Raw genomic sequence first — 24,603 nt, forward strand, 5'->3', positions numbered from 1 at the left:
AGCCCGATCGACTTACGCTGATCGGGCTGTTTCCTTTTCGGAGATCGCCAACTTTACTTCCATCTCCTGCGCACCGCGGTAAGGCATCGGGTTGAACACTTCGTATAGTTCAGTTCGGGCATCAGCCGTAAGCCGTAGTCCCGCACATAGGTTGTAGACGCGCCGTCAGATGGTGCGATCGGGGACTACTCGCTTAGGAGTCGCTTCAACTCCTGAAGAAATGAGGCGGTCGTGTGACCCCACGGCTCTGGAGCGAACTCGTGCCCATACATCTGTTCGAATGCAATATCGAGATCATGTGGGTGCCTTTTCTCAAACCTGTCTATTTCAGCAAGCATTGATTTATGGTCCGCCACCGGACTATCTCTTTTGTAGCATGCAACAATAGCAGGAATGGTATCACCCCATATATCGAAATCCTGATTCAGATAAACACCAAATAATTGGCTCAGTTCAGGATACTCAGAATGTCGCATTTATCCGACCTCAGTATAGATACGCCGTCAGAACGTAGTATGGCATGCCGTTGTAGGTTTCATATTTCAGAACCACGTGCACGATACTCATTTCTGTCAAAACACCTGTTTTTCTGGATATTCCGTAACCGACCTTCCTCCCCACATCTTTTTCCAATTCGAGTGGCTTGTTCCGAGATGCAGACTGCGCCCATATTTTGATGCGAGACGCGTCGTACCGCATAACCTCTGAAATTGCCCATTGCGCACACTGCAAATTCCTAAACGACGAAACCGTTTGCCGCTTTGGTTCACGTACTAGTCGCTCGCGCAACTGCACTTCAGTGCGCCCCACATGCTTTTCGAGTGTATGCCCACCAATCCTTGGATGGAGCGCTTTCGCCTCGTGCATTTCCAGATCGATCCGGCCCATCGTGACGCTCGCCGCGCGTGCAGCTTTGATTGAGCCAGCGAAGCCGAAGGGCACGATCATCTCAAGCGACAGACCGATATTGTTCGCCATGTCAGGACTGGCTTTCATCGCCTCGGCAAGCTTTGCGGCACCGCGTTGGGTGAGCGTGCTGGTATCCTGCGCAGTCCAGACCTGTCGCAGACCCGCCACCGCCGTGTCCGAGCCATGCACGCCAAACACGACGCAACCGACCTTGCTTGCCATCGTCGGCTCTGGCAGCACGCATAATGCACCCGCGCCGACCATTTCCAGTACACCGCCGAGAACCTGCCAACCGCCCCATAGTCGGTTAGCAAGCATCTCCGTCGGGCTAATCGACTGACGGGCCAGTACAGCTGCCAGTTGCGGGGCGCTCAGTACAATGCGGACGCCGTCTGATTCATTCGCCTGTGACATGCAAAAAATCCTCTTATTACTATCGGATCTTCACGCTAACAGGTCGATTCATCATCTGGCTATGGGCGACGGATGATTCTGACAGAACATGCTGTAATTTCTAAAGCGTTTTAAGCAAGTACGAAAGATCAAGATGATCGCTGGCAAACCACATAGAAACTGTTCGCCCATATCGGCTCGAATAATCCGAGAAGCCAGATACCTTAGAAACCAGGAAACATCCAATTCGTAACGCGTCTCTCGATCTCATTAAAAAGCGCCACGAATCGCTTTGGGAGCCCGCCCCCTACGATGTCGAGGCTTGGGGCAACTTTGTGCTGATCGTTTCGGGATATATCGTCGCCATCGCAATCGTAGTGCCGGCAAGCGTCATCGCATGGCGGCGAGCACATTGAGCACGCTCGTCACAATGGAATTCGGCCGCGTCAAGCCTTTCAAGCCTGCCATACCCCATAGCGTTATACACATCTCGCTGCGGCAGCCGCCCGCGCCAGCAAGCCGTTTACATTCAATGACTTGAAAGCCGTGCTTGTAAACTTTGGCCGGATCGCGTCTACTCTCGTAATTTGGGCGGACGCGGTGACGAAGGCGGCACAGCAGTGGATCGAGCAGGAATTTGCGGGGCTGGACCTTGGCGACGCCCGCCTGGACAGGAGGGCAAAGAAATTGATGGAACGACTTGCGGCCAATCCGACGGCCAGTATCCCCCAGGCGTGCGATAGCTGGAGCGAGACGTGCGCGGCGTACCGATTTTTGCGCAATACGGATGTGGCCTGGGAAGCCATCCTGGAGCCGCATTGGGCGAGCACGCAGGAACGCATGCGCAGCCAGTCGGTCGTGCTGTGCATCCAGGACACCACCGAGCTTGATTTTAACGGCCAGGACATCGACGGTCTGGGGCCGTTGAACTACGAAGCAAGGCGCGGGCTGTACTTGCACCCGACCTATGCGGTGACGACCGAACGCGAACCGCTGGGCGTGCTCGATGCATGGATGTGGGCGCGCGAGGAGCTTGACGCCGATGGTGTCCGTCCTGGGCCGAAAGAAAGCACGCGCTGGATCGAAGGCTACGAGCGCGTGGCGGAAATGGCGCCGGACATGCCGCACACGCGACTGGTGTACGTGGCCGACCGCGAGGCGGACATGGTGGAAATGATGCGCCGGGCGCACGAACTGGGCACGCCAGCGGACTGGCTGGTGCGCGCCCAACATGACCGCTGCCTGCCCGGCGGTGACGGCGCCAGGCTGTGGGCGAGTACAACCAGCGCTGAGCCCTTGGGTGAAATCACCTTCATGACCGGCGCCCGCGAGACTCAGAAGAGCCGCACCGTACGCCAGCAACTGTGGGCTCGCGAAGTCGAGATAGTGGACGGCGAACGCGGCAAGCTCAAGGTTCACTGCGTAATCGCACGCGAAGTGGGGGCGCCCGCTGGCATCAAGCCGATTGAGTGGCGTTTGCTGACCAACCGAGCCGTCGCAACCCAGGAAGACGCGGTCGAACTGATCAATTGGTACCGGGCCCGATGGGAAATCGAAATCTATTTCCATGTGCTCAAGAACGGCTGCGAAGTCGAGACCCTGCAATTGGCCGCTGTCGACCGGATCGAGCGTGCGCTGGCCTTGTTCCTGGTAGTGGCATGGCGTGTGACGTATCTGATGCGCAAAGGCCGGACCTGTCCGGATCTGGATGCCGCCTTGTTCTTCGATCCGGACGAAATTCGTGGCGCCCACCTGCTGGCCAAAAAGAAGATGCCGACGCCGCCGCCCACTGTGAATGAGGTCGTGCGGCTGATTGCGCAAATCGGTGGTTTCCTCGGCCGAAAGAGCGACGGTGAACCGGGTGCCAAGACCATCTGGCGAGGGCTCGATCAGGTACTCGCTGCCGCTGACACGCTACGCGCGCTCCGCGACGGGCTCGGCTAAGGACTTATGTATAACGCTATGGCCATACCCCATACCCCGCCTCGCGCAGCCCGATCGCCAATTCCACTTCCATATCCTGCGCGCCGCGGTAAGGCATCGGGTTGAACACGTCGTACAGTTCGGGCATCAGACGCAGGCCGTAGTCGCGCACAGAGCGATTCGCCTGAATGCCCGCCTTGTGCCGATCGAAGCGCAAGTCCGGGTCGAGCCCCGTCATGCCGACGTACACGCACGGCCTGTCGAAACGGTAACCAGGATTCGCGCGACGAAAGCGCGCCTCGTTCCACACCTTGTCGTCGAGCGCGACGACGTACACGTAGTAGTGATGCGCGCGACCCGCCATGACACGCCCGACGCCGTTCAGCCGCGCAGCGTACCGTGCAGCAACATCCGGTATTCGGTCGGTGTGACGCCGACGGTCGCCTTGAATTGCCGTGTGAACGCGCTGTGATCGGTGTAGCCGCAACGCGCGGCGACGTCGGTGACCTTGTCGTGCGACACCAGCAGCGCGGTCGCCGCATCGAGTCGCGTTTTCAGGAGCACCTGGCGCGGCGTCAGATGAAACACCTTGTGAAAGTAGCGCTCCAGCTGCGCGACCGACATGTCCGCCATCGCCGCAAGCTGCTTCAGGTTCAGCGGCTGCACGTAATTCTGCTGGATCGACTGCACGACGGCGGCAAGCCGGCTGTAGGCCGGATGGCTGCTTTCGTCGGCTTTCAGATCGCGGGAGATGCCGGCGAGGCCGACCACCTTGCCCGTCGCATCGCGCAACGGTTGTTTGCAGGTCAGGCACCAGCCCGGTTGACGGCCCGGATACAGATGCAGTTCGAGCTGATCGAGCATCTGGTTGCCGACGCCGATGATCGCCTTGTCCTGCGCGGTATAGATGCGCCCGAAGCGGCGCGGAAACACGTCTTCCGCGGTCTTGCCGAGCAGCGCGGCCTTTTCCTTGAAGCCGCAACGCGAAGCGAGCGTGCGGTTGACGAGCGCATACCGCGCGTCGGCGTCCTTGACGAAGAACACGACGTCCGGCATTGCATCGAATACCGGCTCGAGCAACCTGAAATGCGACAGCATGCCGGACAGCGTCGTATCGTCAGTTTCGAGCGGATGCGCCAGCGTGTTCATCGTGCGGTTCCGTGGGTGCGTGCCTGGTTGATTGCGTTAGGTTGCGTTCGCGGATCGCTGCGCCGGTGCGGCCGGGCAGCCTGCTCGTGCGGTTGATTGCGGTCGATTATAGAGCCGCGCGTCGCCCGCCAATATCTACCGAGGGTAAGCGCGGAGCCGTCATGGCGCCGCAGTCGGCGGTTCGGCGGCGCTCATCAGCGTGCCGATTTGCGCCGGACTGAACGGCGGACGCGCCGCGGCGGCCGGCCAGCCGAAGTACAGGCTCGCGGCCGCCCCGCAGATGCGCCCCTGGCAAGGGCCCATACCGCAGCGCGTCTGCAGTTTCGCGTCACGCCAGTCGGCGCAGCGGCGCACCTCGCCGACGCTCACGTCCTCGCAACGGCACAACAGCGTCGCGTCGGCGGGCGGCGTGCGCGCGGCCTCGCCCAATGCGAACGACGCTGCGACGCGCGCGCCAAAGCCCCGCCAGCGAGCGCGTTGCGCGACCAGCGCCGCCAGCGCGGCGCGTTGCGTGCTCGCCGCGCCGCTCGCCACGAGACCGGCGATCTCGCCTTCCGCGCCAGCGAGCTCAGCGCCGCCGACGCCCGTGCACTCGCCCGCTGCATAAACGCGTTCGAGCGAGGTGCGCTGTCCGTCGTCGATGACGATTTCGCCCGCGTCGTTGATCGCGCAGCCGAGCGCCTGGGCCAGCGTGACGTTCGGCAGCAGTCCGAAGCCGCACGCGACGCGGTCGCAATCGAGCGTCACCTCGCGTTCGCCGCGCCGGATCGTCACCTGTTGCACGCGCTGCGCGCCACGGGCTTCGCTCACGATGCTGCAGGTCCAGTAGCGCAGTCCCGGGAAGCCGCGCGTGAGGCCGATCGCCTGACGCAGCTTCGCGGGCTCGCGCAGCAGCGACACGCCGAAACGCGCGACCTCGGCCGCCGATGCCTGCTCGACCACCGCGATCACGCGCGCGCCGGCCTCTCGCGCGGTGGCGAGCGCGGCCATCAGCAGGGGGCCGCTGCCGGCGATCACGATCCGTTCGTCGCGCACCGGCATGCCGCCTTTGATCAGCGCCTGCAATGCGCCCGCGCCGGTCACGCCGGGCAAGGTCCAGCCGGGAAACGGCAGAAGACGCTCGCGCGCGCCGGTCGCAAGAATCAGTCTGTCATAGGTGATCGACACGCCGCCGTGTTCGGCGGATTCGAGCAGCAAGGCTTGCGCGCCGAGCGGCGCGATCACGCGCGTCGATGGCCAGTAAGTGAAGTTTTGCTGCGATTGCAACGCCGCGAGCAACGCCTGCAACGCTGCTTGAGGCGGATAGGCGGGCCCCTGGCGCCAGACCTGGCCGCCGGCGCGCGGATTGTCATCGATCTGCGCGACAGTCGCGCCCGCCTGCGCCGCCGCTCGCGCGGCATTGAGCCCGGCCGGACCACCGCCGATCACCACGATGTCGAAGTGGTGCGTCATGCGTGTACTGTCCCGTTTCGTGTCTGCACGCGCTGGCCGTCGCGGCATAGCGTCTGGCACGCGAGCGCGTGCGCGCGACCGTCGATCGCGACGCGGCACTCCTGGCACACGCCCATCCCGCACAAGGCTTCGCGCGGCTCGCCCTTGACCGACAGCCGCGAGCCGCGCACACCCGCGATCGCGAGCGCCGCGGCTATGGTCGTGCCGGGTTTCACTTCGATGCTGCGGCCGTCGACGGTCAAACGGATGCGGGCCGCGTCAGTGTCGGTCATGAGCCACCTGCTCTGCAAAACGCACCGGTAGATAAGGTTCGCACGGAATCGGCGCGGCATGGCCCGCGATCTGCGCCGCGAGCAGTTTCGCGGTCGCGAGCGAGGTCGTCACGCCAAGCCCTTCGTGGCCGACCGCGAGCCATAGGCGGGATGCGGAGCCAGAGCAGACGTCGGGCGCGAACTCGCCGGCCGGTCCGATCAGCGGCAGGCCGTCCAGCGACGCGGCGCGAAACCCCGTCCACGCGCGGATGCCGCTGAGCGCCGGCAACCGCGGCAGATACTGCGCGGCGCGTTGCAGCATCCGGGCGAGCACCGGCATTTCGACGGCGGGATCGGTTGTTTCGAACTGGCGCGACGAGCCGATCAGCAGTTGCCCGGTCGGACGCGGCTGTGCGTTGAACGCGACCGACGTGCCGGTCGCGTGATGCGCGCTCTTGATATAGCCAAGTTCGAGCAGTTGATGACGGATCAGCCCCGGGTATCGGTCGGTGATCAGCAGATGGCCTTTCTTCGGCTGCAACGGCAGCCACGGCAACAATTGCGCCGCCCCGAGGCCGTTCGCGACGACCACGTGCGCCGCGCTGGTGCGCTCGCCGCACGCCAGGGTCACGCCACCCGCACCGACCGACGCGACCGGCGCTCCAGGTCGCACGCTGATATTCGCCGCATGCGGCGACTGCGTGAGCAGCCATTCGGCGGCGGTCGGCGCATACACGATGCTGTCGTGCTCGATGCGCAAGCCGCCCGCCATCGATGGTGCGAGCGCCGGTTCGCAGGCGCGCAGTTCGGCCGAGTCCAGCAATTGCGCGGCGACGCCTTGGCTCTCAAACGCCGCCTGCATTGCGCGGGCGGCTTGCCGTTCTTCGTCGTCGGCTGCGACCCACAGCGTGCCGCAGCGCGCGAACGCGTCGCGCGCGCGCAGCTGCGGCGCGAGCTCGAGCCAAAGCTCGCGCGAATAGCGGCTCAGCGCGAATTCGGCGGGCGAGTCGTTCATCACGACGATATGGCCCATGCCGGCCGCCGTCGCGCCGCCGCCGATGCGCTGCGCATCGAGCACGTCGACGCGCATGCCGAGCGCGGCCAGTTCCGCCGCGCACGCGGCACCGACGATACCCGCTCCGATGATCAGCACGTCCGGGCTCATGCGGTCCGGATACCCCAAGCGAACGGATCGCGCTCGTCGAAACAGAGACGCCCTTCGGCCATGATGTGCGCGTGACCGGTGATGGTCGGAATCACGTGGACGCCGTCGCCCGCCGTGCGATAGCTCGCCTCGAACACGCTGCCGATGATGCTCTCCTGGCGCCACACCGCGCCTTCGGCGAGCTTGCCGTCGGCCGCGAGACACGCGACCTTCGCGCTCGTGCCGGTGCCGCACGGCGAGCGGTCGTACGCATTGCCGGGACACAGCACGAAGCTGCGGCTGTCGAGGTCCTCGCGCGAACCCGGTCCGAACAGCTCGATATGGTCGATCAGCGCGCCGTTCGCGCCGGTGATGTTCCGTGCGATCAGCGCGTCGCGAATCGCCGAGCTGAAAGCCGTCAGGCTCGCGATGTTCGCGGCTTCGAGCTCGTGCCCATGCTCGGCGACGAGGAAAAACCAGTTGCCGCCCCAGCCGATGTCGCCGGTTAGTGCGCCATAGCCTGGCACGTCGACCTGCACCGCCTTGCGGTGGCGATACGCGGGCACGTTGCGCACCGCGACGCCGCCGTCTTCGTTCAGCGTCGCCTCGACCATGCCGACCGGCGTTTCGATGCGGTGTCGTCCCGGCCCGATCCGCCCCATGTGCGCGAGCGACACGACGAGCCCGATGGTGCCGTGCCCGCACATGCCGAGATAGCCGACGTTGTTGAAGAAGATCACGCCGGCCGCGCAAGTCGGATCGTCGGGCTCGCAGAGCAACGCGCCGACCACCACGTCCGAGCCCCGCGGTTCGGTGACGATGCCGGCGCGCCAGTCGTCGAAGCGGGTGCGGAACACCTCGAGCCGTTGCGCGAGCGTGCCGCCGCCCAGATCCGGGCCACCCGACACCACGAGGCGGGTGGGCTCACCGCCGGTGTGCGAGTCGATGATGTTGAGGGTTTTCATGTCGCCCATGGTAGGAATCGCGGGCCGGCGGGTCTTGGTGCGCGTACGCGCGGATTGAGACGATTTCGGCATAGCGGCGCGATGCGTGAGCCGCCGCGCGCGCGGCGCGCGAAACGTCCCGCTATTCGGTATCGGCGTCGACGACCCTCGGTGCAAACACGGTAACCCGGCTAACCGATACGGACATGTAAGGAGAATGAACACCGCTGGCGAGCGCGACGGGTTGCAACGCGGATTTCAGCATATACCTGGCCGTGGCGACCTCATGCCGTGCGCGCCCACTGCCAATCTTCACTCCCTGAGCACATGGTCGTGAAGCTGCAGCAACCGGTAGCCGCTTCTGTATACCGGCTGCAGCCGGAAACCGTTGTGCGGCTCGATCGCGAGCAGCAGACGCAGCCGTGACACGTGACTGTCGATGGTCCGCGTGAACTCGCGCAGTTCGCGGCCCCACACCGTCGCGAAGATATGGTCGCGCGACATCACGCGATCGACGTTGGAAAAGAACAGCGCCGCGATCCGGTACTGGGTGGGCGACAGCGGCACCGGCTCGCCGCGCAGCGTGACCGCCCGGCCGATCGTGTCGAAGCAATAGGGGCCGATCTCGAAACAGGTCGCGGCGCTGAAACGCTCCGGATACGCGCGCCGCAGAAGCGCCGCGACTCGCGCGCGAAACTCGGCGTCACGCAGCGGCAACGCGAGGTAATCGTCGGCACCGCCGGCGAGCGCGCGCACCATGCTTTCCTCCGAGCCGTCGTCCGACACGAACATGATCGGCACGTGCTCGCCCGCCACGCGGCGCACCGAGCGCAACAGGTCCGCGCCGGCGGGCCGCATATCCTGCCAGTCGAGCACCAGCAGATCCATCGTGGAGCGCACGAGCGACCTCGACAACGCAACGCCGTCGTCATAGGCCGCGCAGAAATGGCCGGCTCTCACCAGACTTGATTCAATGGACTGACGCATGACCGGGTCACGCTGAAGAACTGCAATGCGCATGGGATAGACTCTCGACAAGGACATGCAGACCATTCTCCGAGCCGCACCCCGGTCCCTCCCTTCGGAGCATTCCGATTTTCCGCCGCTTTTTTCGCCCAACTGGGCGCTTCCGCAGGACTTCCGCTTTCATCCTGTAAAATCCGCGCCGGCCTCCGTCGTCAGCGCGCCCGCCCTATCAGGACGGCGCGCCCGTGTCCCGTGCTCTACCCAGCGCCTGCCACACTTCTCGCCCGACGACCGCCGTATGTCCACGCGTCTCCCGCGTGGCTCACAATTCATCAAAAGACATGGCAATGCAAGCGACAAATCTGGGTGGAGCGCAGGCTGTCACCCCCCGCCCGCTTGGGCACAGCGATTACAAGACACTCGGTCTCGCCGCGCTCGGCGGAGCCCTCGAGTTCTACGACTTCATCATCTTCGTTTTCTTCGCGCCGGCGATCGGCCAGCTGTTCTTCCCGGCGGCGATGCCGGACTGGCTGCGTCAGGTGCAGACCTTCGGCATTTTCGCGGCCGGTTATCTGGCGCGGCCGCTCGGCGGCGTCATCATGGCGCACTTCGGCGACCTGTTCGGCCGCAAGCGCATGTTCACGCTGAGCGTGCTGCTGATGTCGGTGCCGACGCTGCTGATGGGCCTGATGCCCACCTACGCGAGCATCGGCGTGCTCGCGCCGGTGCTGCTATTGCTGTTCCGCGTGATGCAGGGCGCGGCGGTCGGCGGCGAAGTCCCGGGCGCATGGGTGTTCGTCGCAGAGCATGTGCCCGGGCGGCACGTCGGCTATGCGTGCGGCACGCTGACGGCCGGCCTCACGGCGGGCATTCTGCTCGGCTCGCTGATTGCGTCGGCGGTCAATCGCCATTTCACGCCGGCCGATATTTCCGAATATGCGTGGCGTGTTCCGTTCCTCATCGGCGGCGTGTTCGGTATGTTCTCGGTCTATCTGCGCCGCTGGTTGCACGAGACGCCGGTGTTCGCCGAACTGAAGCAACGCAAGGCGATCGCCGCGGAAGTGCCGCTGAAGGCCGTGCTGCGCGATCACGGCCGCGCGGTGATCGTGTCGATGCTGCTCACCTGGATGCTGTCGGCGGCGATCGTCGTCGTGATCCTGATGACGCCGACGCTGCTGCAAAAGCAATTTCACATCGAGCCGGCCACCGCGCTGCTCGCGAACTGTGTCGCGACGCTGTGCCTGACGATCGGCTGCGTGGTGGCGGGTTCGATCGCCGGACGCATCGGCGCGGGTCGCACGATTTTCGTCGGCGGTGTTGCGCTTGCGATCACGTACTACGTGATGTTTCGCCAGTTGGCCGTCGATACGTCCCTGCTCGTGCCGCTGTATGCACTGGCCGGACTTTTCGTCGGCGTGATCGGCGCGATTCCGCTCGTGATGGTCCGCGGATTCCCGCCGGTGGTGCGCTTCTCGGGCATCTCGTTCTCGTACAACGTCGCGTATGCGGTCTTCGGCGGTCTGACGCCGATCGCCGTATCGCTGATGATGAAGTCGAACCCGCTGGCCGCGCCGCTGTACGTCGCGGCGATCTGCGTGCTGGGCGCGCTGACCGCGCTGTTCATCAAGGATGCGCCGCGGGCGCGCTGATCCGGCGACATCCATACTTCACGCCACGCCGAAACGTGGCGCGCTGCATCGGGCTTACGATGCAGTCATGAACTCATCCACACCCTCCTTTTCGCCCACCCTCGGTCGCGTTCTCGCGACCGTCAGCGTCGGCTTCGTGGTCACGCAACTCGACGTGACCATCGTCAACATCGCGTTGCCACGAATCGGCGCGGACCTGCACGCGAACGTCGCGGGCCTGCAATGGGTCGTCGATGCGTACACACTCGCGTTTGCGGTGCTGATGCTGTCGGCCGGCGCGCTCGGCGACCGCTTCGGCGCGCGGCGCATGTATGCATGCGGAATCGTGCTGTTCGCGCTCGCGTCGCTGGCCTGCGGGCTCGCGCTCGACGCCCCGATGCTGATCGCCGCACGCGCGGTGCAGCGCATCGGCGCGGCCGCGATGCTGCCGAATTCGCTCGCGCTGCTCAACCAGTCGTTCGGCCACGAACCGAAGCTGCGGGCACGCGCGGTCGGCCTGTGGACCGCCTGCGGCGCGATTTCGATCGCGGCCGGGCCGGTGGCTGGCGGTCTGCTGATCGCCGGGTTCGGCTGGCGCAGCATCTTTCTCGTCAATCTACCAATCTGCGCGGCCGGCCTGCTCGCGACACTGCTGTGGATTCCGCGTCCGCAAACCTCGCAACGCGGCGTGCCGGCCGCCGCTCGCGGCAACACCGGCGCGACGCCACGCGGCATCGATCTCGGCGGCCAGTGTCTCGCGATCGTCGCGCTAACCGCGTTCGTCGCCGCGGTGATCGAATGGCGGCCGCTCGGGCTCGCGCATCCGCTGGTTGCCGGCGGCTTCGTGCTGGCGCTGCTGGCGGCGGGTGCGTTCGTGTTCGTCGAAGCGCGCGTCGCGCGCCCGATGCTGCCGCTGTCGCTGTTCGGCACGCGCACGTTCAGCGCGGCAGTGCTGTTCGGCATCTGCGTGAATCTGACGTATTACGGCATGGTGTTCGTGCTGAGCCTTTACCTGCAGCGCGTGCGCGGCTACACGCCGTTGCAGGCGGGCCTCGCGTTCCTGCCGCTGACGGGCGGCTTCCTGATCTCGAACGTCGCGAGCGGCTGGGTGATCGGCCGCCTGGGAGTGCGCGTGCCGATGATCCTCGGCGCGATCACGGCTGGTCTCGGCTATGGCCTGCTGCATCTCGTCGACGCCGAGACGCCGCTGATTGGCCTGCTGCTGCCGTTTTTGCTGATTCCGTCGGGTATGGGGCTCGCGGTGCCGGCGATGACCACGGCGGTGCTCGCATCGACCGAAGCGCGGCGCGCGGGCACGGCGTCGGCGGTATTGAACACGGCGCGCCAGGCCGGCGGCGCGGTGGGTGTGGCGGCCTTCGGCGCACTCGCGGGCCGTGCGGCCGCGACGCAGATCGTGCCGGGGATGCAAGCGGCGACGGCTATTTCGGTGGGACTGCTGGTGCTGGGTCTCGTGCTCGCGTGTTTCGTGCATCCGGAGCCGCACGCGGCGGCATCGTCTGCGCGCGGCGCGAGCGCCGCGAGTAAGTAAGCGGTGTGTAATGCAGGCGCCTACAGCGACGCCTCCTGAATCGTGCCGGTAGCGATTGCGCGCTCGATCAGGCCTTCATTGCGCGCTTTGGCGATCGCATCCGCGAGCAGCTTTTCCGGGTCCTCGATGTCCGCCTTCAGCGTGCCGATGAATCCGGACGCATCCAGAACCACCAGCGTCTTCGCCGACTCGGCGAGGCTGATGATCACACGATGCGGCGTCGGCCCTTCGCCGAGACTCGCGCACAGTTGCGTGAGCTTGCCGCCGATCATTTGCTCGAAGTTCTGAATCATCATCTGCTCCCATGATTGGCGCGGATTGGAAATCCTGCTGTGTAGCAGGATGCGGGCCGCGCCGACTGCGCGCGCTCACGCTTTACAGCCCGCCGAGTCCGCTGCGGGGTGCGCGCGCGTTGTCGATGCTCAGACGCCCCGCGCCGGTAACGAACAGCAGCAGGAAACCGCCCGCGATTCCGATGTTCTTCCAGAAATGAATCACCATATCGTGCTGCAACGCAGGGTCGGTGATATTCCAGAAGTCGTGGCCGAGCACCGCCGTCGCGACCGTATACGCCGCCATGACCAGCGCGAGCGGCCGTACCTTGAAGCCGACCACGAGCAGCAGGCCGCCGAGCACCTCGATCGCGGTTGCGATCGGCGCGGCGATCTGCACGAACGGCACACCTTTCGAATGCAGGTAGCCGACGAAGCCCGCATAGCCCAGCAGTTTCATCACCCCGCTCCACAGGAACAGCACGGAAAGCGCAAGACGGGCGATGAAAATAATGCCGAAATCGACGGGACGCGACATGGGGGGACTCCTGTAATGAATAAGCAGCAGACCCGAATGGACGGGCTCAGTTCCCCGCCTCGCCCCTGAGCATATGAGCAATGGCCGCGATTTCCAAGCCCGCTCAAGCTGACGGATACGTGGCGACCTCGATCAGGTTGCCGTCCGGGTCGCGGCAATACACCGAGGTCATCTTGCCGCGCGCGCCGTCGCGCTCCACCGGCCCCGCCTCGATAGCGACGCCTTGCGCAAGCCAGTGCGCCTTGACGTCGTCCGGGCTTGCGGTGGTCACGAAGCACAGGTCCGCCGTGCCCGGCACCGCCTCGCGCGACGTGAACCAGGCGACGGTATCGGCCGACGCGGGACGCAGATTGATCTTCTGATTGCCGTAGTTCATCGCCACGCGCGTGCCGGTGCGCGACGCGAACTCGGTGCGTCGCATGCCGAGCATCCGCGCGTACCACGCCGCGCTCACTTCGACGTCGGCGACGTTCAGAACGAGATGATCGAGACTGGCTAGCTGGAAGCTCATGGGTTTGTCGTGATGAATCGAGAAAGGTGGTAGCGACTATACGCGTGGCGCGTCCGGCGCGAGCAACACGCCCTTCGTGAATACGAAGCAGCCGTAGCCGCGCTCCTCGCCCGTCGCGATCACACAGTATGCCTGGCGCGCACGCTCGTAAAACGCGAACCGCTCGATCGACACGAAGGGCACCTCGCGCCCCTCGCCCGCGTTGACCTCGGCTTGCGCTTCGCGCTGCACCGCGGGAATCGTGTGCGGCTCGCCAACCACTTCCATGCGCGACGCGGGATGCTCGATAAAGGTGTCGAGTGGCAGCACCGACAACACCGCGCGGATCGCGCGCGGCGAACTGACGCCGTCGAGACGCAGCGGCTTGCCGAGCACGGTATCGCGCGCGACGGCGTCGGCCGGGAAGTTGGCGTCGCAGATCACGAGCTCGTCGCCGTGGCCCATCGAGCGCAGCGCGTGCAGGATATCGGCGTTCAGTAGCGGGTCCAGATTTTTCAGCACGGGGTCTCCAGGTCGTTCGGTTGGGAACATGCTGAGGGGGTGAGGTCGTGAGCTTTGCGCAAGACGATGCGTGTCACGCTTCATCCGCACGACGATCGATTGTAGCAAGCGCGCCGGACGTCTTGCGGCGCTGCGCTCGCACCGCATTGCCAGCGCAGCCATCCGACCAAAGCGAGCAGCACGAGCCCCGCGCCGCCGAGCACCGGCTCGCGCCAACCGAGCAGTGCGATGAACATGAACGCCCGCGCGCCGCCGAGCAGCGCGAAACCGGCGATCGCGCTCGATAACGCATCGAGCGCGGCCGCGACGCGCAGCAACGCGAGATGGACTTGTGCGGGCTTGGCAGCGGCGGGCTCATGCATGATCGTCTCCGTGAAAGACGCCTCAGGCGGCGCCGGGGGTTTCGTCGAGAAAACCGGTGACCGCTTGCAGACGCCCATGCGCGTCCACCACGCCGAAGTCCGAGCCCTTCACGATCGCCTCGCCCGCGGGGGTCGTCAGTGCCCACGAGAAGCGCAGGCGATTCGCGAAGCCGTCGACGTCGGTCGTACGGCGAAACGTGTGATGCGGAAAACGCTCATGCACCGCGCGGATCATGGCGTCGATGCCATCGTGGCCCGCGCCCGCCAGCAGCGGGTCGCGATAGTCGGCATCGGCGCTCCACGTTGCCGCGATCAACTCGCGACGACGCGCGCCATCGGTCTCGTTCCAGGTATCGAAATAACGGTCGATCAAATCGGTATGCGCATTCATCTCAAACTCCTCGATTGACAGGACTGAGCACTTCGCGCGGCATACGCATCGCATGCGGCGGGCTCGGAATGAAGATTGACGGCTCGCGTGCATTGCGTCGATTACGTGAGAGGTAATCAAGCGGATGCAGCCTTCGCTGTCACGCAGCGCTTTTCACTGTTTTTCTCGCCAAATAGGTCATTCGGCCGAGTCGTCAAAAAACCTTCGCACCGCTAACCTCAAGTGACTCATCGAAGCCCACCGACGACATCGCGAGGCGGGCAATGCAATGAACAGGAGGGCCGCTTGGACCGCTTTATCGAGACGCTTTTCTCGCTTGCACGACCGTATCCCGGGAGATACAATCATCCGCAGATCGAAACACCGCGCGTGTACACGATCAACTGCACCGAAGAGTTCGACCGTTGGCTTCACGGCCTCACCGACCTCAAGGCGAAGGCGCAAATTCTCGTGCGGATCCGCCGCGCGGAACGCGGGCTTTTCGGCGACGCGAAGTTGCTGGAAAACGGCGTGTTCGAGATGCGCATCGATTGCGGACCGGGTTACCGGGTCTACTACGCGCGCGAGGAACGCATGATGTATCTGCTGCTCTGCGGGGGTAACAAGTCCACGCAGCAGGCGGATATCAGGCATGCCGGAGCAATGTGGACAACCATCAGAAAGGAACGGTCATGAGCAAGATCAAAACGGCACGCTTCGATGCATCGAAGTACCTCGACAACGACGAAATGGTCGCGGCCTATCTGAACGCCGCCCTCGACGAAGGCGACTCCGATCTGCTGCTCGCCGCCATCGCGGATATCGCCAAGGCACGCGGCATCACGAAGATCGCCGCGGCAGCGGGCCTGGGCCGCGAAAGCCTCTACAAGACACTCGCGCCCGGCTCCAAGCCACGCATGGACACGGTCCTCAAACTGGCGAGTGCGATCGGCGTCAAATTCACCGCCGTGCCGTTGCGCCTGGCTCCCGCCTGAGCCGGGCACGCGTCTCGTTGACTGAAATTGGCGGGGCATTACCTCTCAGGTAATCGATTGCTTGCACGCTTTGACTATGATCGGTGGCATGAACACACTCTCTATTGCACAAGCGGCTCCATCATCCGCGCCGATCGGCACTCGGGCGGTCGGCGAACTTCTCCGCGAATGGCGTCAGCGGCGGCGCATGAGTCAGTTGCTGCTCGCCACGGAGGCTGACATTTCGACCCGCCATCTGAGTTTTGTCGAATCGGGGCGCGCGCTACCGAGCCGGGAAATGGTCATGCATCTCGCCGAGCGCCTCGACGTGCCGTTGCGCGCGCGCAATGCTCTGCTCGTCGCGGCCGGTTACGCGCCGCTGTTTCGCGAACGTGCCCTCTCCGACCCGCAGCTCGCCGCCGCGCGCGAAGCCGTCGAACTGGTGCTCAAAGGACATGAGCCCTACCCGGCCCTCGCGATCGACCGGCACTGGACCATCGTCGCGACCAACAATGCGATTGCGCCGTTGTTGAGCGGCGCGAGTCCCGAACTGTTGAAGCCACCGGTCAACGCACTGCGCCTGAGTCTGCATCCGCAAGGCATTGCGGCGTCGATCGTCAACTGGCATGCGTGGCGCGAGCATGTGCTGGGCCGCCTGCAACGGCAGATCGACGTCAGCGGCGACGACACGCTGAGCGCACTGCGCGACGAACTGGCCGGCTACCCCGCGCCGCCGGACGCAGACGCCTCGACGCTGGACGATGCAGTCCTCAACCAGATCGCCGTGCCATTGCGGCTGCGTACGCCGCTTGGCGTGCTGTCGTTTTTCAGCACCACCACGGTGTTCGGCACGCCCGTGGACGTTACGCTGTCGGAACTCGCCATCGAGGCGTTCTTTCCGGCGGATCAGCAAACCGCGTCGGCGCTGCGCGAATTTGCCGAACACCAGCGCGGCTAGCCGCTCGCGTACCTCCGCTCCACTCACCACGAATAAGTGAGATGTCCGTCAACGCCGACACCCTGTTGATCCGCCAACTCGGACCCGCCGACCGGGACGCCTATTTCCAGCTTCGTCTGCGCGGGCTGAAGGCGCACCCCGCTTCGTTCGGACAAAGCCACGACGAAGCGCTGGCGAAAGGCGCCGGGCAGCATGACGCGACACTGCAGGGCTCGGAGACGGAAGGTACGTTTCTGCTTGGCGCGTATGCGTCGGCCGACGCTCCGCTGATCGGCGTCGTCGGTCTGCTGCGTAATAAAGCCCACAAGGAGCGGCACAAGGCGAACGTGGTCGGCATGTATGTCGCACAGGAAGCGGCTGGTCGTGGGGTCGGGCGCGCGCTGCTCGGCGAGTTGCTGACGCGCGCGGCGCGCGTCGACGGTTTGCGACAGGTGCAGCTAACCGTGGGTAGCCGCAACGACGTGGCGCGCAGGCTGTATGAATCGCTCGGCTTTCGCAAATATGGGTGCGAAGTCGGCGCCTTGAACGTCGACGGGGTGTTCCATGACGAGGATCTGATGGCGCGATTCCTCGCGTAGCGCCCCCGGGAATCATTGACGACGCCTCCTTGCGGCCATTCCCGGCCCCTCGTCAACGTTGTAATGTCGTCCTATCGCACCGACATCGTGTCAGACAGCCTGCACGGCACTGGCTTCTCGCAGCCTCCGTCCGCAACGTGATCGGTACGCGTCTGCGACCGCTGTTCGGTCTCGGGGTCGAACGCGTGCGACAGACCGGCTGCCCTTCCTCATCGAGCCGTTACAAATCCGGCCCTCGTTTGCGTAGTTTGTAACGGGGGACGCTTCATACGGTTACAGGCTCCATCCGCCCCTCACGCGCCGCCCAGCACGAGTATTTATTACCGTATATTCCATCGCTATCTGTTCCTTTCTAATCCAAAACAAGTTTACCGATCGCCGCGCGGTGCGGACGCACGCCTCTGACAATCGCGCAGACTTCCCATCCAGCAAGGGTTTTCATGGATTAGAAGCCAGTGTCAAAAGGCTATAAATTCACTTGGCATCATTCATTACAATGGCGTGAAAAACTTACCGAAAAATGATGTAGTTTTTTGAGATATTTTTTTGAGAAGGGTTGATTTCTCGTTTTAGCCTTCATACAATTCGTCCGAGCTGTTACGAAATGTAACGTCTTGTATCAAATGTTCGCTGTCTGTAGCAGGTAGCAACATATAGCCGGAGGCCACGTTGCCGGCGAGGCAGAAAAGACATAACGGCGCAAAGCCGACATAGTAATTCGGGGCTTCGGAAACAGACAAAATGGACCGTAGCAGCGAGACGCTGGATTCAATCCGCGAGATCAACTTGTCTTACATCATGCTCGCGCAACGCATGTTGCGCGAGGACAAACCGGTCGGAATGTTCCGGCTGGGACTGTCGTCGGAACTGGCTGACTTGCTTGCCGGGCTGTCGCTCGCGCAAATCGTCAAGCTGGCCGCTTCCGACCAGCTTTTGTGCTTCTTCCGCTTCAACGACCACGCGATGCTGTCGGCGTTGACCCAAACGACGAAGCACACCGCAATTGCACCGACCCACACGGCGATCCTGCTTGCAGGCCAGCCCGCCGAGCAATTTGCCTGATCGAGGGGACTGCAATGCTCAAGCGAAGCCTGACCGAAGATGCACAGGAAGTATTTCGCGCGATCGCACTGATCGAGCTCGGCGCCCGCATGCAGGTGCTCGAGAGCGAGTTGACGCTGTCGCGCGACCGTATGATCCGCCTGTATCGCGAGGTCAAGGGCGTATCGCCGCCCAAGGGCATGCTGCCGTTCTCGGCGGACTGGTACATGACGTGGCTCGCGAACATTCACGCGTCGCTGTTCTACAACACGTACCTGTTCCTCAAGAACGAAGCGCGCTGCTCGCATCTGGATGCGCTGACCAAGGGCTATCGGCTGTATCTCGAACACTGTCAGCACAGCGAAACCGAGCCGGTGCTCGATCTGACGCGCGCGTGGACGCTCGTGCGTTTCTTCGACGCCGACATCCTGCAGTTGACCAGATGCTGCCGCTGTACCGGCAAGTTCGTCGCGCACAAGCACGACCTGCAGCACAACGTCGTGTGCGGCGCCTGCCAGCCGCCGTCGCGTGCCGGCAAGACGAAGAAGGCAGCAGCCGCGCGCCGGGAAGCGCTCGATGCGGCGCAGGTTGCGCAGGCCGCTTGACCGATCGATTCGCCGTCGCGAGACGCGCTCGACCCGATTCGAACCGAAGCTCACATGATTCCGCGCAGCGATTGAACTGCGCGGATTTTTTTCGCCTTCGCGCCGGGCAAACCGGCGTGCCGAATACCGGTCGTTCAGATCAACCGGCCAGCCCCACCGTCTGGGCAACGAGCCACAGATTCGCCGCACTGATCGCAACAAACAGCGTCCACACGAGCAGGCGCGTCGGCAGCGTGTTGGCGAATTCGCCCATCAGCGATCGGTCGGTAGTCATGCGGATCAGCGGATACAGCGCGAACGGCAGTTGCAGGCTCAGCACGACCTGACTCGCGACGAGCAGTTGGCCAACCGCGCCATTGCCGAGCATCTGCACACCGATCAGCGCCGGGATCAGCGCGAGCGCTCGCGTGATGAAGATCTGCGTGACCTGGTCGTGGCCCGTCGCGTAAAACGCGGCGGCCGCGAGAATCAGGATCGCCACGTTGATCATCGCCGCGATCACGAGCGATGCGATCGTGTCGATGCGTGACATGCCGATCGCCGAGCGGATGCTGGCCGGATCGCGCTTCACCGTGCGGGTCTGCACGATCGACGAGTGCAGATACAGGTTATGCGGCATCACCGTCGCGCTGAGAATGCCAAGCGTCGTTGATGAGGTCGATGAAGCGCTTGCCAACACGGTTAGGAATTCAGCGCTTCGCCACCTGCTGCTGCGCTGAAACCGATGCGGCACCGGCCGCAGAACCGGAAGCCGCAGCCAGCGAAGCCGCCGCGCCGCCGGAAGCACCAACCGGCACCGGCGCCGCCCCCACCGCCGTATCCCCCGCCGTCACATCGCCCCAACCGCCACCGAGCGCGCGAATCAGATTCACGGTCGCGACCGCCTGCGTGCCCGCCAGATGGCTCGCCTGCAATTGCGACTGCAGCACCTGCCGCTCGCCATCGATCACGTCGAGATAGCTGACCGCGCCCTCCGTGTACTGCGTGCGCGAGAGATGCGCCGCGCGCTGCGACGCATCGACCGCGTCGTTCTGCTCGCGCATCTGATCGTCGAGCAAGCGCAGATCGGCAAGATTGTCCTCGACTTCACGGAACGCCACGAGCACCTGCTGGCGATATTGCGCGACGTCCTCGTCGTACTTCGAACGGGCCTGCGCGAGATTGGCCTTGCGGCGGCCGCCGTCGAAGATCGGCACCGTCAGCGCGGTACCCGCGAGCGGACCGAGGATGAACGCGCGGCTCGACCACATGAACAAATCGCCGAGCGTCGCCGATTCAAAGCCGAACGCGCCCGTGATGTCGAGCTTCGGGAAGAACGCCGACTTCGCGAGCCCGACGCGCGCATTCGCTGCCTGCATCGCGCGTTCGGCTGCCGCGATGTCCGGCCTGCGTTCGAGCAGCGCCGACGGCAAACCCGGCGGCACGCGCACCGCCACCGGCGCGAGCGGTTGTTCCGCGAACGAGAAATCCGCGGGCGGCTTGCCGAGCAGAATCGCGAGGCTATGCTCCGAGGCCGCCCGTTGCCGCGCGACGCCGACCGCATCGGCACGCGCGCTCGCGAGCTCGTTACGCGAGCGCGACAGATCCAGCTCGCTGATATCGCCTTCCTTGAAGCGCCGCTCGACGAGCTTCAGCGTGTCCTCGCGCAACGCGACGGTGCGGCGATACAGATCCTGGTCGGTGTCGAGCTCGCGCAACTGGAAGTAGTTCTGCGCGACATCGGCCTGCAACGACAGTTGCACCGAGCGAAACAGCGCTTCGCTCTGCTGTTCGTCCGAGCGCGACGCGTTCACGTTCGAGCTGACCCGCCCGAACAGATCGGCCTCATACGACGCGCCGACCTGCGCGCGCCAGATCGTGCCCGTCGTGCCGCCCGCGCTGTCCGGCAGGAATTGCGACGCCGCCGACGCACGCTCCCGGGTCGGGCCGAAGCCCGCGTCGAGCTTCGGGAACCAGTCGGACTTCGCCGCCTGCGTGACCGCACGCGCCTGCTGCACGCGCGCGGCTGCGGCCTTCAGGTCCTGGTTCGCGGCGGCGGCCTGCTCTTCGAGCGCGTCGAGCTGCGGGTCGCCGAACACCTTCCACCATTCGCCACGCAGGGCGTCGTCGGCGGGCTGGGCCGGCTTCCACGTGCCGGTGTTTTGCGCCGACGCGGCCGAACCAGCCGCCACGCCCGACGCCGCCGCAGCCGACGTCGCCATCGCGGGCGCTTCCTTGAACGCCGCCGGCGTATCGACGTCGGGCCGCTTGTACGTCGGCTCGACCGAACAAGCGGCCAGCAGGGCGACCAGCAAACCGCTCGCGGCCGCGCGGCCCCATCCGCGCAAAGAGTCAAAGCGAGATTCAAAGCGTTTCATTGTTGTTTTCTCCTCAGGCGTCCGTAACGGGCGCGCCGTAGCGCGGCGCATCCTTCTGCGCGACGTGAATCGTCCCGCCCGCGAGCGAACGCAGCACCACATAGAACACCGGCGTCAGCATCAGGCCGAACAGCGTGACGCCGAGCATGCCGAAGAACACCGCGACGCCCATCGCGTGACGCATCTCCGAGCCCGCGCCGCTCGACAACACCAGCGGCACCACGCCCATGATGAAGGCGATCGACGTCATCAGAATCGGCCGCAGACGCAGACGGCTCGCTTCGATCGCGGCCTGCAGCGGACTGCGTCCGTCGTGTTCGAGCTCACGCGCAAACTCGACGATCAGGATCGCGTTCTTCGCGGACAAGCCCACCAGTACCATCAAACCGATCTGCGTGAAGATGTTGTTGTCGCCACCGGTGAGCCACACGCCGGTCAGCGCGGACAGCACGCTCATCGGCACGATCAGGATCACGGCGAGCGGCAGCGTAAGGCTTTCGTACAGCGCGGCGAGCACGAGGAACACCAGCAGCACGCTGATCGGGAACACCCACATGCCCGCATTGCCGGCGAGGATCTGCTGATACGTGAGGTCGGTCCACTCGAGCTTCACGCCGCGCGGCAGCACCTCGGCGGCCACGCGTTCGGCCGCGGCCTGCGCCTGTCCCGACGAAAAGCCGGGCGCTGGGCCGCCGTTGATGTCGGCCGCCGTGTAGCCGTTGTAGCGCACCACCATCTCGGGTCCGTAGGTCGGCGTCACCGTGACGAGCGACGACAACGGCACCATCTCGCCCGCCGCGTTGCGCGTCTTCAGTTGCAGGATGTCGTCGGCGCGTTGACGGAACGGCGCATCCGCCTGCACGCGCACCTGATACACGCGACCGAAGCGGTTGAAGTCGTTCACGTACAGCGAGCCCAGATAGATCTGCATCGTGTCGAACACGTCCGTGATCGGCACGCCGAGCTGCTTCGCCTTCACGCGATCGAGATCGACGTTCAGTTGCGGCACATTGATCTGATAGCTGGAGAAGGTCGGCCCAAGTTCGGGCGTTTGCGCCGCGCGCTTCACGAATGCTTCGGCAGCCTTGTTGAGTTCCGCGTAACCGAGCGCGCCGTGATCTTCGAGCTGCATCTTGAAGCCGCCGAGCGTGCCGAGCCCCAGCACCGGCGGCGGCGGGAACACCGCGACGAACGAGTCCTTGATCGCGCCGTACTGCTGGTTCAGCGCACCGGCAATCGCGCCTGCCGAGAGCTTCTTGTTGCCGCGCTCCTTGAACGGCTTCAGCGTGACGAACACGATGCCCGCGCTCGAACTATTCGTGAAGCCATTCACCGACAGACCAGGGAAGGCCACCGCGCTTTCCACGCCCGGCTGCTTCAGCGCGATCGCGCTCATATCGCGGATCACCCTCTCCGTGCGATCGAGCGAGGCACCGTTCGGCAACTGCGCGAACGCGATCAGATACTCCTTGTCCTGCGCGGGCACGAAGCCGCCCGGCACGACCCGCGCCATCAACACGGTTGCACCGACGAGGATCGCGTACACCGCGAGCATCGCGCCCTTGCGGCGCAGCACGCCGCTCACCCCGCGGCCATACGCTTCCGAACCGCGATGAAAGACCTTGTTGAAACGCTTGAAGAAGCCGCCGAGCACACGATTCATCACACGCGTCAGCCAGTCTTCCTTCTCGCCATGGCTGCGCAGCAGCAGCGCGGACAACGCCGGCGACAGCGTCAGCGAATTGAACGCCGAGATCACCGTCGAGATCGCGATGGTCATCGCGAACTGCTTGTAGAACTGGCCCGTGAGACCCGTCATGAACGCGAGCGGCACGAACACGGCGACGAGCGTCAGCGCAATCGCGATGATCGGCCCGCTCACTTCGCGCATCGCCTTGTAGGTCGCCTCGCGCGCACTGAGCCCGCTTCCGATGTTGCGCTCGACGTTCTCCACCACGACGATCGCATCGTCGACCACGATGCCGATCGCGAGCACCATGCCGAACAGCGACAACGCGTTGATCGAAAAGCCGAACGCAAGCAGCAGCGAGAACGTACCGACGATCGACACCGGCACCGCGATCAACGGAATGATCGACGCGCGCCACGTCTGCAGGAACACGATCACGACGATCACGACCAGCGCGATCGCTTCGAGCAGCGTATGGATCACCGCCTCGATACTCGAACGCACGAACTGCGTCGGGTCGTAGACGATCCGGTATTCGACGCCGGCCGGCATGTCTTCGGCGAGTTCCTTCATCGCCGCGCGCACCTGCTCTGAAATCGCGAGCGAGTTCGCACCCGGCGCCTGGTTGATCGCGAGCGCAACCGCGGGCTTGTTGTCGAGCAGCGAACGCAGGCCATATTCCGACGCCGCGAGCTCGATCCGGGCGATATCGCGCAGATAGGTCACGCCGCCGTCGGGCGCGGTCTTCACGATGATGTCGCCGAATTCGCCCTCGGTCTTCAAACGGCCGCGCGCATTCACCGACAACTGCAACTGCGTGCCCGGCACCGACGGCGACGCACCGATCACACCGGCCGCGACCTGGATGTTCTGCTCGCGGATCGCGTTGACGACTTCGGTCGCCGTGAGACCGCGCTGCGCGACTTTCTGCGGATCGAGCCAGATACGCATTGCGTAATCGCCCGAGCCCCACAGTTGCACTTCGCCGACGCCCTGAATCCGCGCGAGCCGATCCTTCACGTTGAGCAGCGCGTAATTGCGCAGATACGTCATGTCGTAGCGATCGTTCGGCGAGATCAGGTGCACGACCATCGTCAGCGTCGGCGAACTCTTGATCGTCGTCACGCCGAGCCGCTGCACGTCTTCCGGCAGACGCGGCAGCGCCTGATTGACGCGGTTCTGCACGAGCTGCGTCGCGAGGTCGGGATTGGTGCCGAGCTTGAACGTGACGGTCAGCGTCAGATTGCCGTCGCTATTGGCCTGCGACTGCATGTACAACATGTTCTCGACACCATTGATCTGCTCTTCGAGCGGCGCGGCGACCGCCTCGGCGATCACCTTCGGATTCGCGCCCGGATACTGCGCGTGCACCACCACCGAAGGCGGCACCACTTCCGGATACTCGGAAATGGGCAGCTTGAACAGCGAGATGATGCCCCCGAGCAGGATCAATACCGATAGCACGCCTGCGAAGATCGGGCGATCGATGAAGAATTTGGATATGTTCATTGGAAGCTCTTAACGTTGGAGCATGCGCG

Annotated in this window: 27 protein-coding genes; 9 read left to right on the top strand and 18 right to left on the bottom strand. The window is 64.4% G+C overall.

Features of this window, described 5'->3' with window-relative positions; genetic code table 11:
* Nucleotides 1-185: 185 nt before the first annotated feature.
* Entirely contained in the window at nucleotides 186-476 is a 291-nt protein-coding gene (locus OKW39_RS32060) for a contact-dependent growth inhibition system immunity protein (RefSeq protein WP_429333553.1), read from the bottom strand.
* 10 nt (nucleotides 477-486) lie between these two features.
* Nucleotides 487-1,323: an RNase A-like domain-containing protein gene (locus tag OKW39_RS32065; RefSeq protein ID WP_429333552.1), complete on the bottom strand. Its 837-nt coding sequence runs from the start codon at nucleotides 1,321-1,323 to the stop codon at nucleotides 487-489.
* Nucleotides 1,324-1,902: 579 nt separating this feature from the next.
* Here OKW39_RS32065 and OKW39_RS32070 point away from each other — a divergent pair.
* Nucleotides 1,903-3,246, top strand: a complete 1,344-nt coding sequence (locus OKW39_RS32070; protein WP_425199403.1) for an IS4 family transposase — start codon at nucleotides 1,903-1,905, stop codon at nucleotides 3,244-3,246.
* A gap of 16 nt (nucleotides 3,247-3,262) precedes the next feature.
* Here the strand turns inward: OKW39_RS32070 and OKW39_RS32075 are convergent, their stop codons facing one another.
* The 7 genes from OKW39_RS32075 to OKW39_RS32105 all read right to left on the bottom strand — a co-directional run bounded on the left by OKW39_RS32075 (nucleotide 3,263) and on the right by OKW39_RS32105 (nucleotide 9,185).
* On the bottom strand, nucleotides 3,263-3,589 hold the full coding sequence (locus tag OKW39_RS32075; protein WP_429564476.1) for a hypothetical protein: 327 nt from the start codon (nucleotides 3,587-3,589) through the stop codon (nucleotides 3,263-3,265).
* Nucleotides 3,590-3,606: 17 nt separating this feature from the next.
* A complete protein-coding gene (locus tag OKW39_RS32080) occupies nucleotides 3,607-4,374 on the bottom strand; it encodes an AraC family transcriptional regulator (RefSeq protein ID WP_090806925.1) in 768 nt (255 codons plus the stop codon).
* A 159-nt stretch (nucleotides 4,375-4,533) separates the two neighbouring features.
* Nucleotides 4,534-5,826 carry an NAD(P)/FAD-dependent oxidoreductase gene (locus OKW39_RS32085; protein ID WP_429564477.1) on the bottom strand — a complete coding sequence of 431 codons (1,293 nt, stop codon included), beginning with the start codon at nucleotides 5,824-5,826 and terminating at the stop codon, nucleotides 4,534-4,536.
* Entirely contained in the window at nucleotides 5,823-6,098 is a 276-nt protein-coding gene (locus OKW39_RS32090; RefSeq protein ID WP_090806929.1) for a 2Fe-2S iron-sulfur cluster-binding protein, read from the bottom strand. The genes OKW39_RS32085 and OKW39_RS32090 overlap by 4 nt, the downstream gene beginning before the upstream one ends.
* Entirely contained in the window at nucleotides 6,085-7,242 is a 1,158-nt protein-coding gene (locus tag OKW39_RS32095; RefSeq protein ID WP_429564478.1) for an NAD(P)/FAD-dependent oxidoreductase, read from the bottom strand. The genes OKW39_RS32090 and OKW39_RS32095 overlap by 14 nt, the downstream gene beginning before the upstream one ends.
* Entirely contained in the window at nucleotides 7,239-8,195 is a 957-nt protein-coding gene (locus tag OKW39_RS32100; protein ID WP_429564479.1) for a 4-hydroxyproline epimerase, read from the bottom strand. The genes OKW39_RS32095 and OKW39_RS32100 overlap by 4 nt, the downstream gene beginning before the upstream one ends.
* 282 nt (nucleotides 8,196-8,477) lie before the next feature.
* Nucleotides 8,478-9,185: a response regulator transcription factor gene (locus tag OKW39_RS32105; RefSeq protein ID WP_429565468.1), complete on the bottom strand. Its 708-nt coding sequence runs from the start codon at nucleotides 9,183-9,185 to the stop codon at nucleotides 8,478-8,480.
* Between the two features lie 293 nt (nucleotides 9,186-9,478).
* Between OKW39_RS32105 and OKW39_RS32110 the strand changes: the two genes are divergently transcribed.
* Together OKW39_RS32110 and OKW39_RS32115 are read left to right on the top strand one after the other, a co-directional pair.
* Complete coding sequence (locus tag OKW39_RS32110; RefSeq protein WP_176078860.1) at nucleotides 9,479-10,780, top strand: MFS transporter; 1,302 nt, start codon at nucleotides 9,479-9,481, stop codon at nucleotides 10,778-10,780.
* 67 nt (nucleotides 10,781-10,847) lie between these two features.
* Nucleotides 10,848-12,308: an MFS transporter gene (locus OKW39_RS32115; protein WP_429564480.1), complete on the top strand. Its 1,461-nt coding sequence runs from the start codon at nucleotides 10,848-10,850 to the stop codon at nucleotides 12,306-12,308.
* Between the two features lie 20 nt (nucleotides 12,309-12,328).
* On the opposite strand, the gene OKW39_RS32120 is transcribed toward OKW39_RS32115, so the two are convergent.
* From OKW39_RS32120 to OKW39_RS32145, 6 genes are all read right to left on the bottom strand, one after another.
* Nucleotides 12,329-12,601 (bottom strand): hypothetical protein, encoded by a 273-nt coding sequence (locus tag OKW39_RS32120; protein WP_090810195.1) that lies wholly within the window; start codon nucleotides 12,599-12,601, stop codon nucleotides 12,329-12,331.
* An 82-nt stretch (nucleotides 12,602-12,683) separates the two neighbouring features.
* On the bottom strand, nucleotides 12,684-13,118 hold the full coding sequence (locus tag OKW39_RS32125; protein WP_187611231.1) for a DoxX family protein: 435 nt from the start codon (nucleotides 13,116-13,118) through the stop codon (nucleotides 12,684-12,686).
* Between the two features lie 103 nt (nucleotides 13,119-13,221).
* Entirely contained in the window at nucleotides 13,222-13,629 is a 408-nt protein-coding gene (locus tag OKW39_RS32130; RefSeq protein WP_090806942.1) for a VOC family protein, read from the bottom strand.
* Nucleotides 13,630-13,665: 36 nt separating this feature from the next.
* Nucleotides 13,666-14,130, bottom strand: a complete 465-nt coding sequence (locus OKW39_RS32135) for an RbsD/FucU family protein (RefSeq protein ID WP_090806945.1) — start codon at nucleotides 14,128-14,130, stop codon at nucleotides 13,666-13,668.
* Between the two features lie 80 nt (nucleotides 14,131-14,210).
* Complete coding sequence (locus OKW39_RS32140; protein WP_090806947.1) at nucleotides 14,211-14,492, bottom strand: hypothetical protein; 282 nt, start codon at nucleotides 14,490-14,492, stop codon at nucleotides 14,211-14,213.
* A 22-nt stretch (nucleotides 14,493-14,514) separates the two neighbouring features.
* Entirely contained in the window at nucleotides 14,515-14,883 is a 369-nt protein-coding gene (locus tag OKW39_RS32145) for a nuclear transport factor 2 family protein (protein ID WP_176379337.1), read from the bottom strand.
* 285 nt (nucleotides 14,884-15,168) lie between these two features.
* On the opposite strand from OKW39_RS32145, the gene OKW39_RS32150 reads away from it, so the two are divergent.
* The 6 genes from OKW39_RS32150 (at nucleotide 15,169) to flhC (ending at nucleotide 19,018) form a co-directional block, all read left to right on the top strand.
* Entirely contained in the window at nucleotides 15,169-15,558 is a 390-nt protein-coding gene (locus OKW39_RS32150) for a type II toxin-antitoxin system RelE/ParE family toxin (RefSeq protein ID WP_429564481.1), read from the top strand.
* Nucleotides 15,555-15,857, top strand: coding sequence for an addiction module antidote protein (locus tag OKW39_RS32155; protein WP_090807042.1), 303 nt, complete (start codon nucleotides 15,555-15,557; stop codon nucleotides 15,855-15,857). The genes OKW39_RS32150 and OKW39_RS32155 overlap by 4 nt, the downstream gene beginning before the upstream one ends.
* 88 nt (nucleotides 15,858-15,945) lie before the next feature.
* Nucleotides 15,946-16,794 (top strand): helix-turn-helix domain-containing protein, encoded by an 849-nt coding sequence (locus tag OKW39_RS32160; RefSeq protein ID WP_090810207.1) that lies wholly within the window; start codon nucleotides 15,946-15,948, stop codon nucleotides 16,792-16,794.
* A 41-nt stretch (nucleotides 16,795-16,835) separates the two neighbouring features.
* A complete protein-coding gene (locus OKW39_RS32165; RefSeq protein ID WP_090807044.1) occupies nucleotides 16,836-17,372 on the top strand; it encodes a GNAT family N-acetyltransferase in 537 nt (178 codons plus the stop codon).
* Between the two features lie 741 nt (nucleotides 17,373-18,113).
* Nucleotides 18,114-18,434 carry a flagellar transcriptional regulator FlhD gene (gene flhD, locus OKW39_RS32170; protein WP_090807045.1) on the top strand — a complete coding sequence of 107 codons (321 nt, stop codon included), beginning with the start codon at nucleotides 18,114-18,116 and terminating at the stop codon, nucleotides 18,432-18,434.
* Between the two features lie 14 nt (nucleotides 18,435-18,448).
* A complete protein-coding gene (gene flhC, locus OKW39_RS32175) occupies nucleotides 18,449-19,018 on the top strand; it encodes a flagellar transcriptional regulator FlhC (protein ID WP_018423439.1) in 570 nt (189 codons plus the stop codon).
* A gap of 139 nt (nucleotides 19,019-19,157) precedes the next feature.
* On the opposite strand, the gene OKW39_RS32180 is transcribed toward flhC, so the two are convergent.
* From OKW39_RS32180 to OKW39_RS32190, 3 genes are read right to left on the bottom strand one after another with little or no spacing between them, the layout of a single operon-like run.
* Nucleotides 19,158-19,805, bottom strand: coding sequence for a divalent metal cation transporter (locus tag OKW39_RS32180; RefSeq protein ID WP_429564482.1), 648 nt, complete (start codon nucleotides 19,803-19,805; stop codon nucleotides 19,158-19,160).
* Complete coding sequence (locus tag OKW39_RS32185) at nucleotides 19,708-21,375, bottom strand: efflux transporter outer membrane subunit (protein WP_429564483.1); 1,668 nt, start codon at nucleotides 21,373-21,375, stop codon at nucleotides 19,708-19,710. The genes OKW39_RS32180 and OKW39_RS32185 overlap by 98 nt, the downstream gene beginning before the upstream one ends.
* 13 nt (nucleotides 21,376-21,388) lie before the next feature.
* Nucleotides 21,389-24,574, bottom strand: coding sequence for an efflux RND transporter permease subunit (locus OKW39_RS32190; protein WP_429564484.1), 3,186 nt, complete (start codon nucleotides 24,572-24,574; stop codon nucleotides 21,389-21,391).
* Between the last annotated feature and the right edge of the window lie 29 nt (nucleotides 24,575-24,603).

The sequence above is a fragment of the Paraburkholderia sp. MM6662-R1 genome, assembly GCF_050436245.1.
GTDB lineage: Bacteria > Pseudomonadota > Gammaproteobacteria > Burkholderiales > Burkholderiaceae > Paraburkholderia > Paraburkholderia tuberum.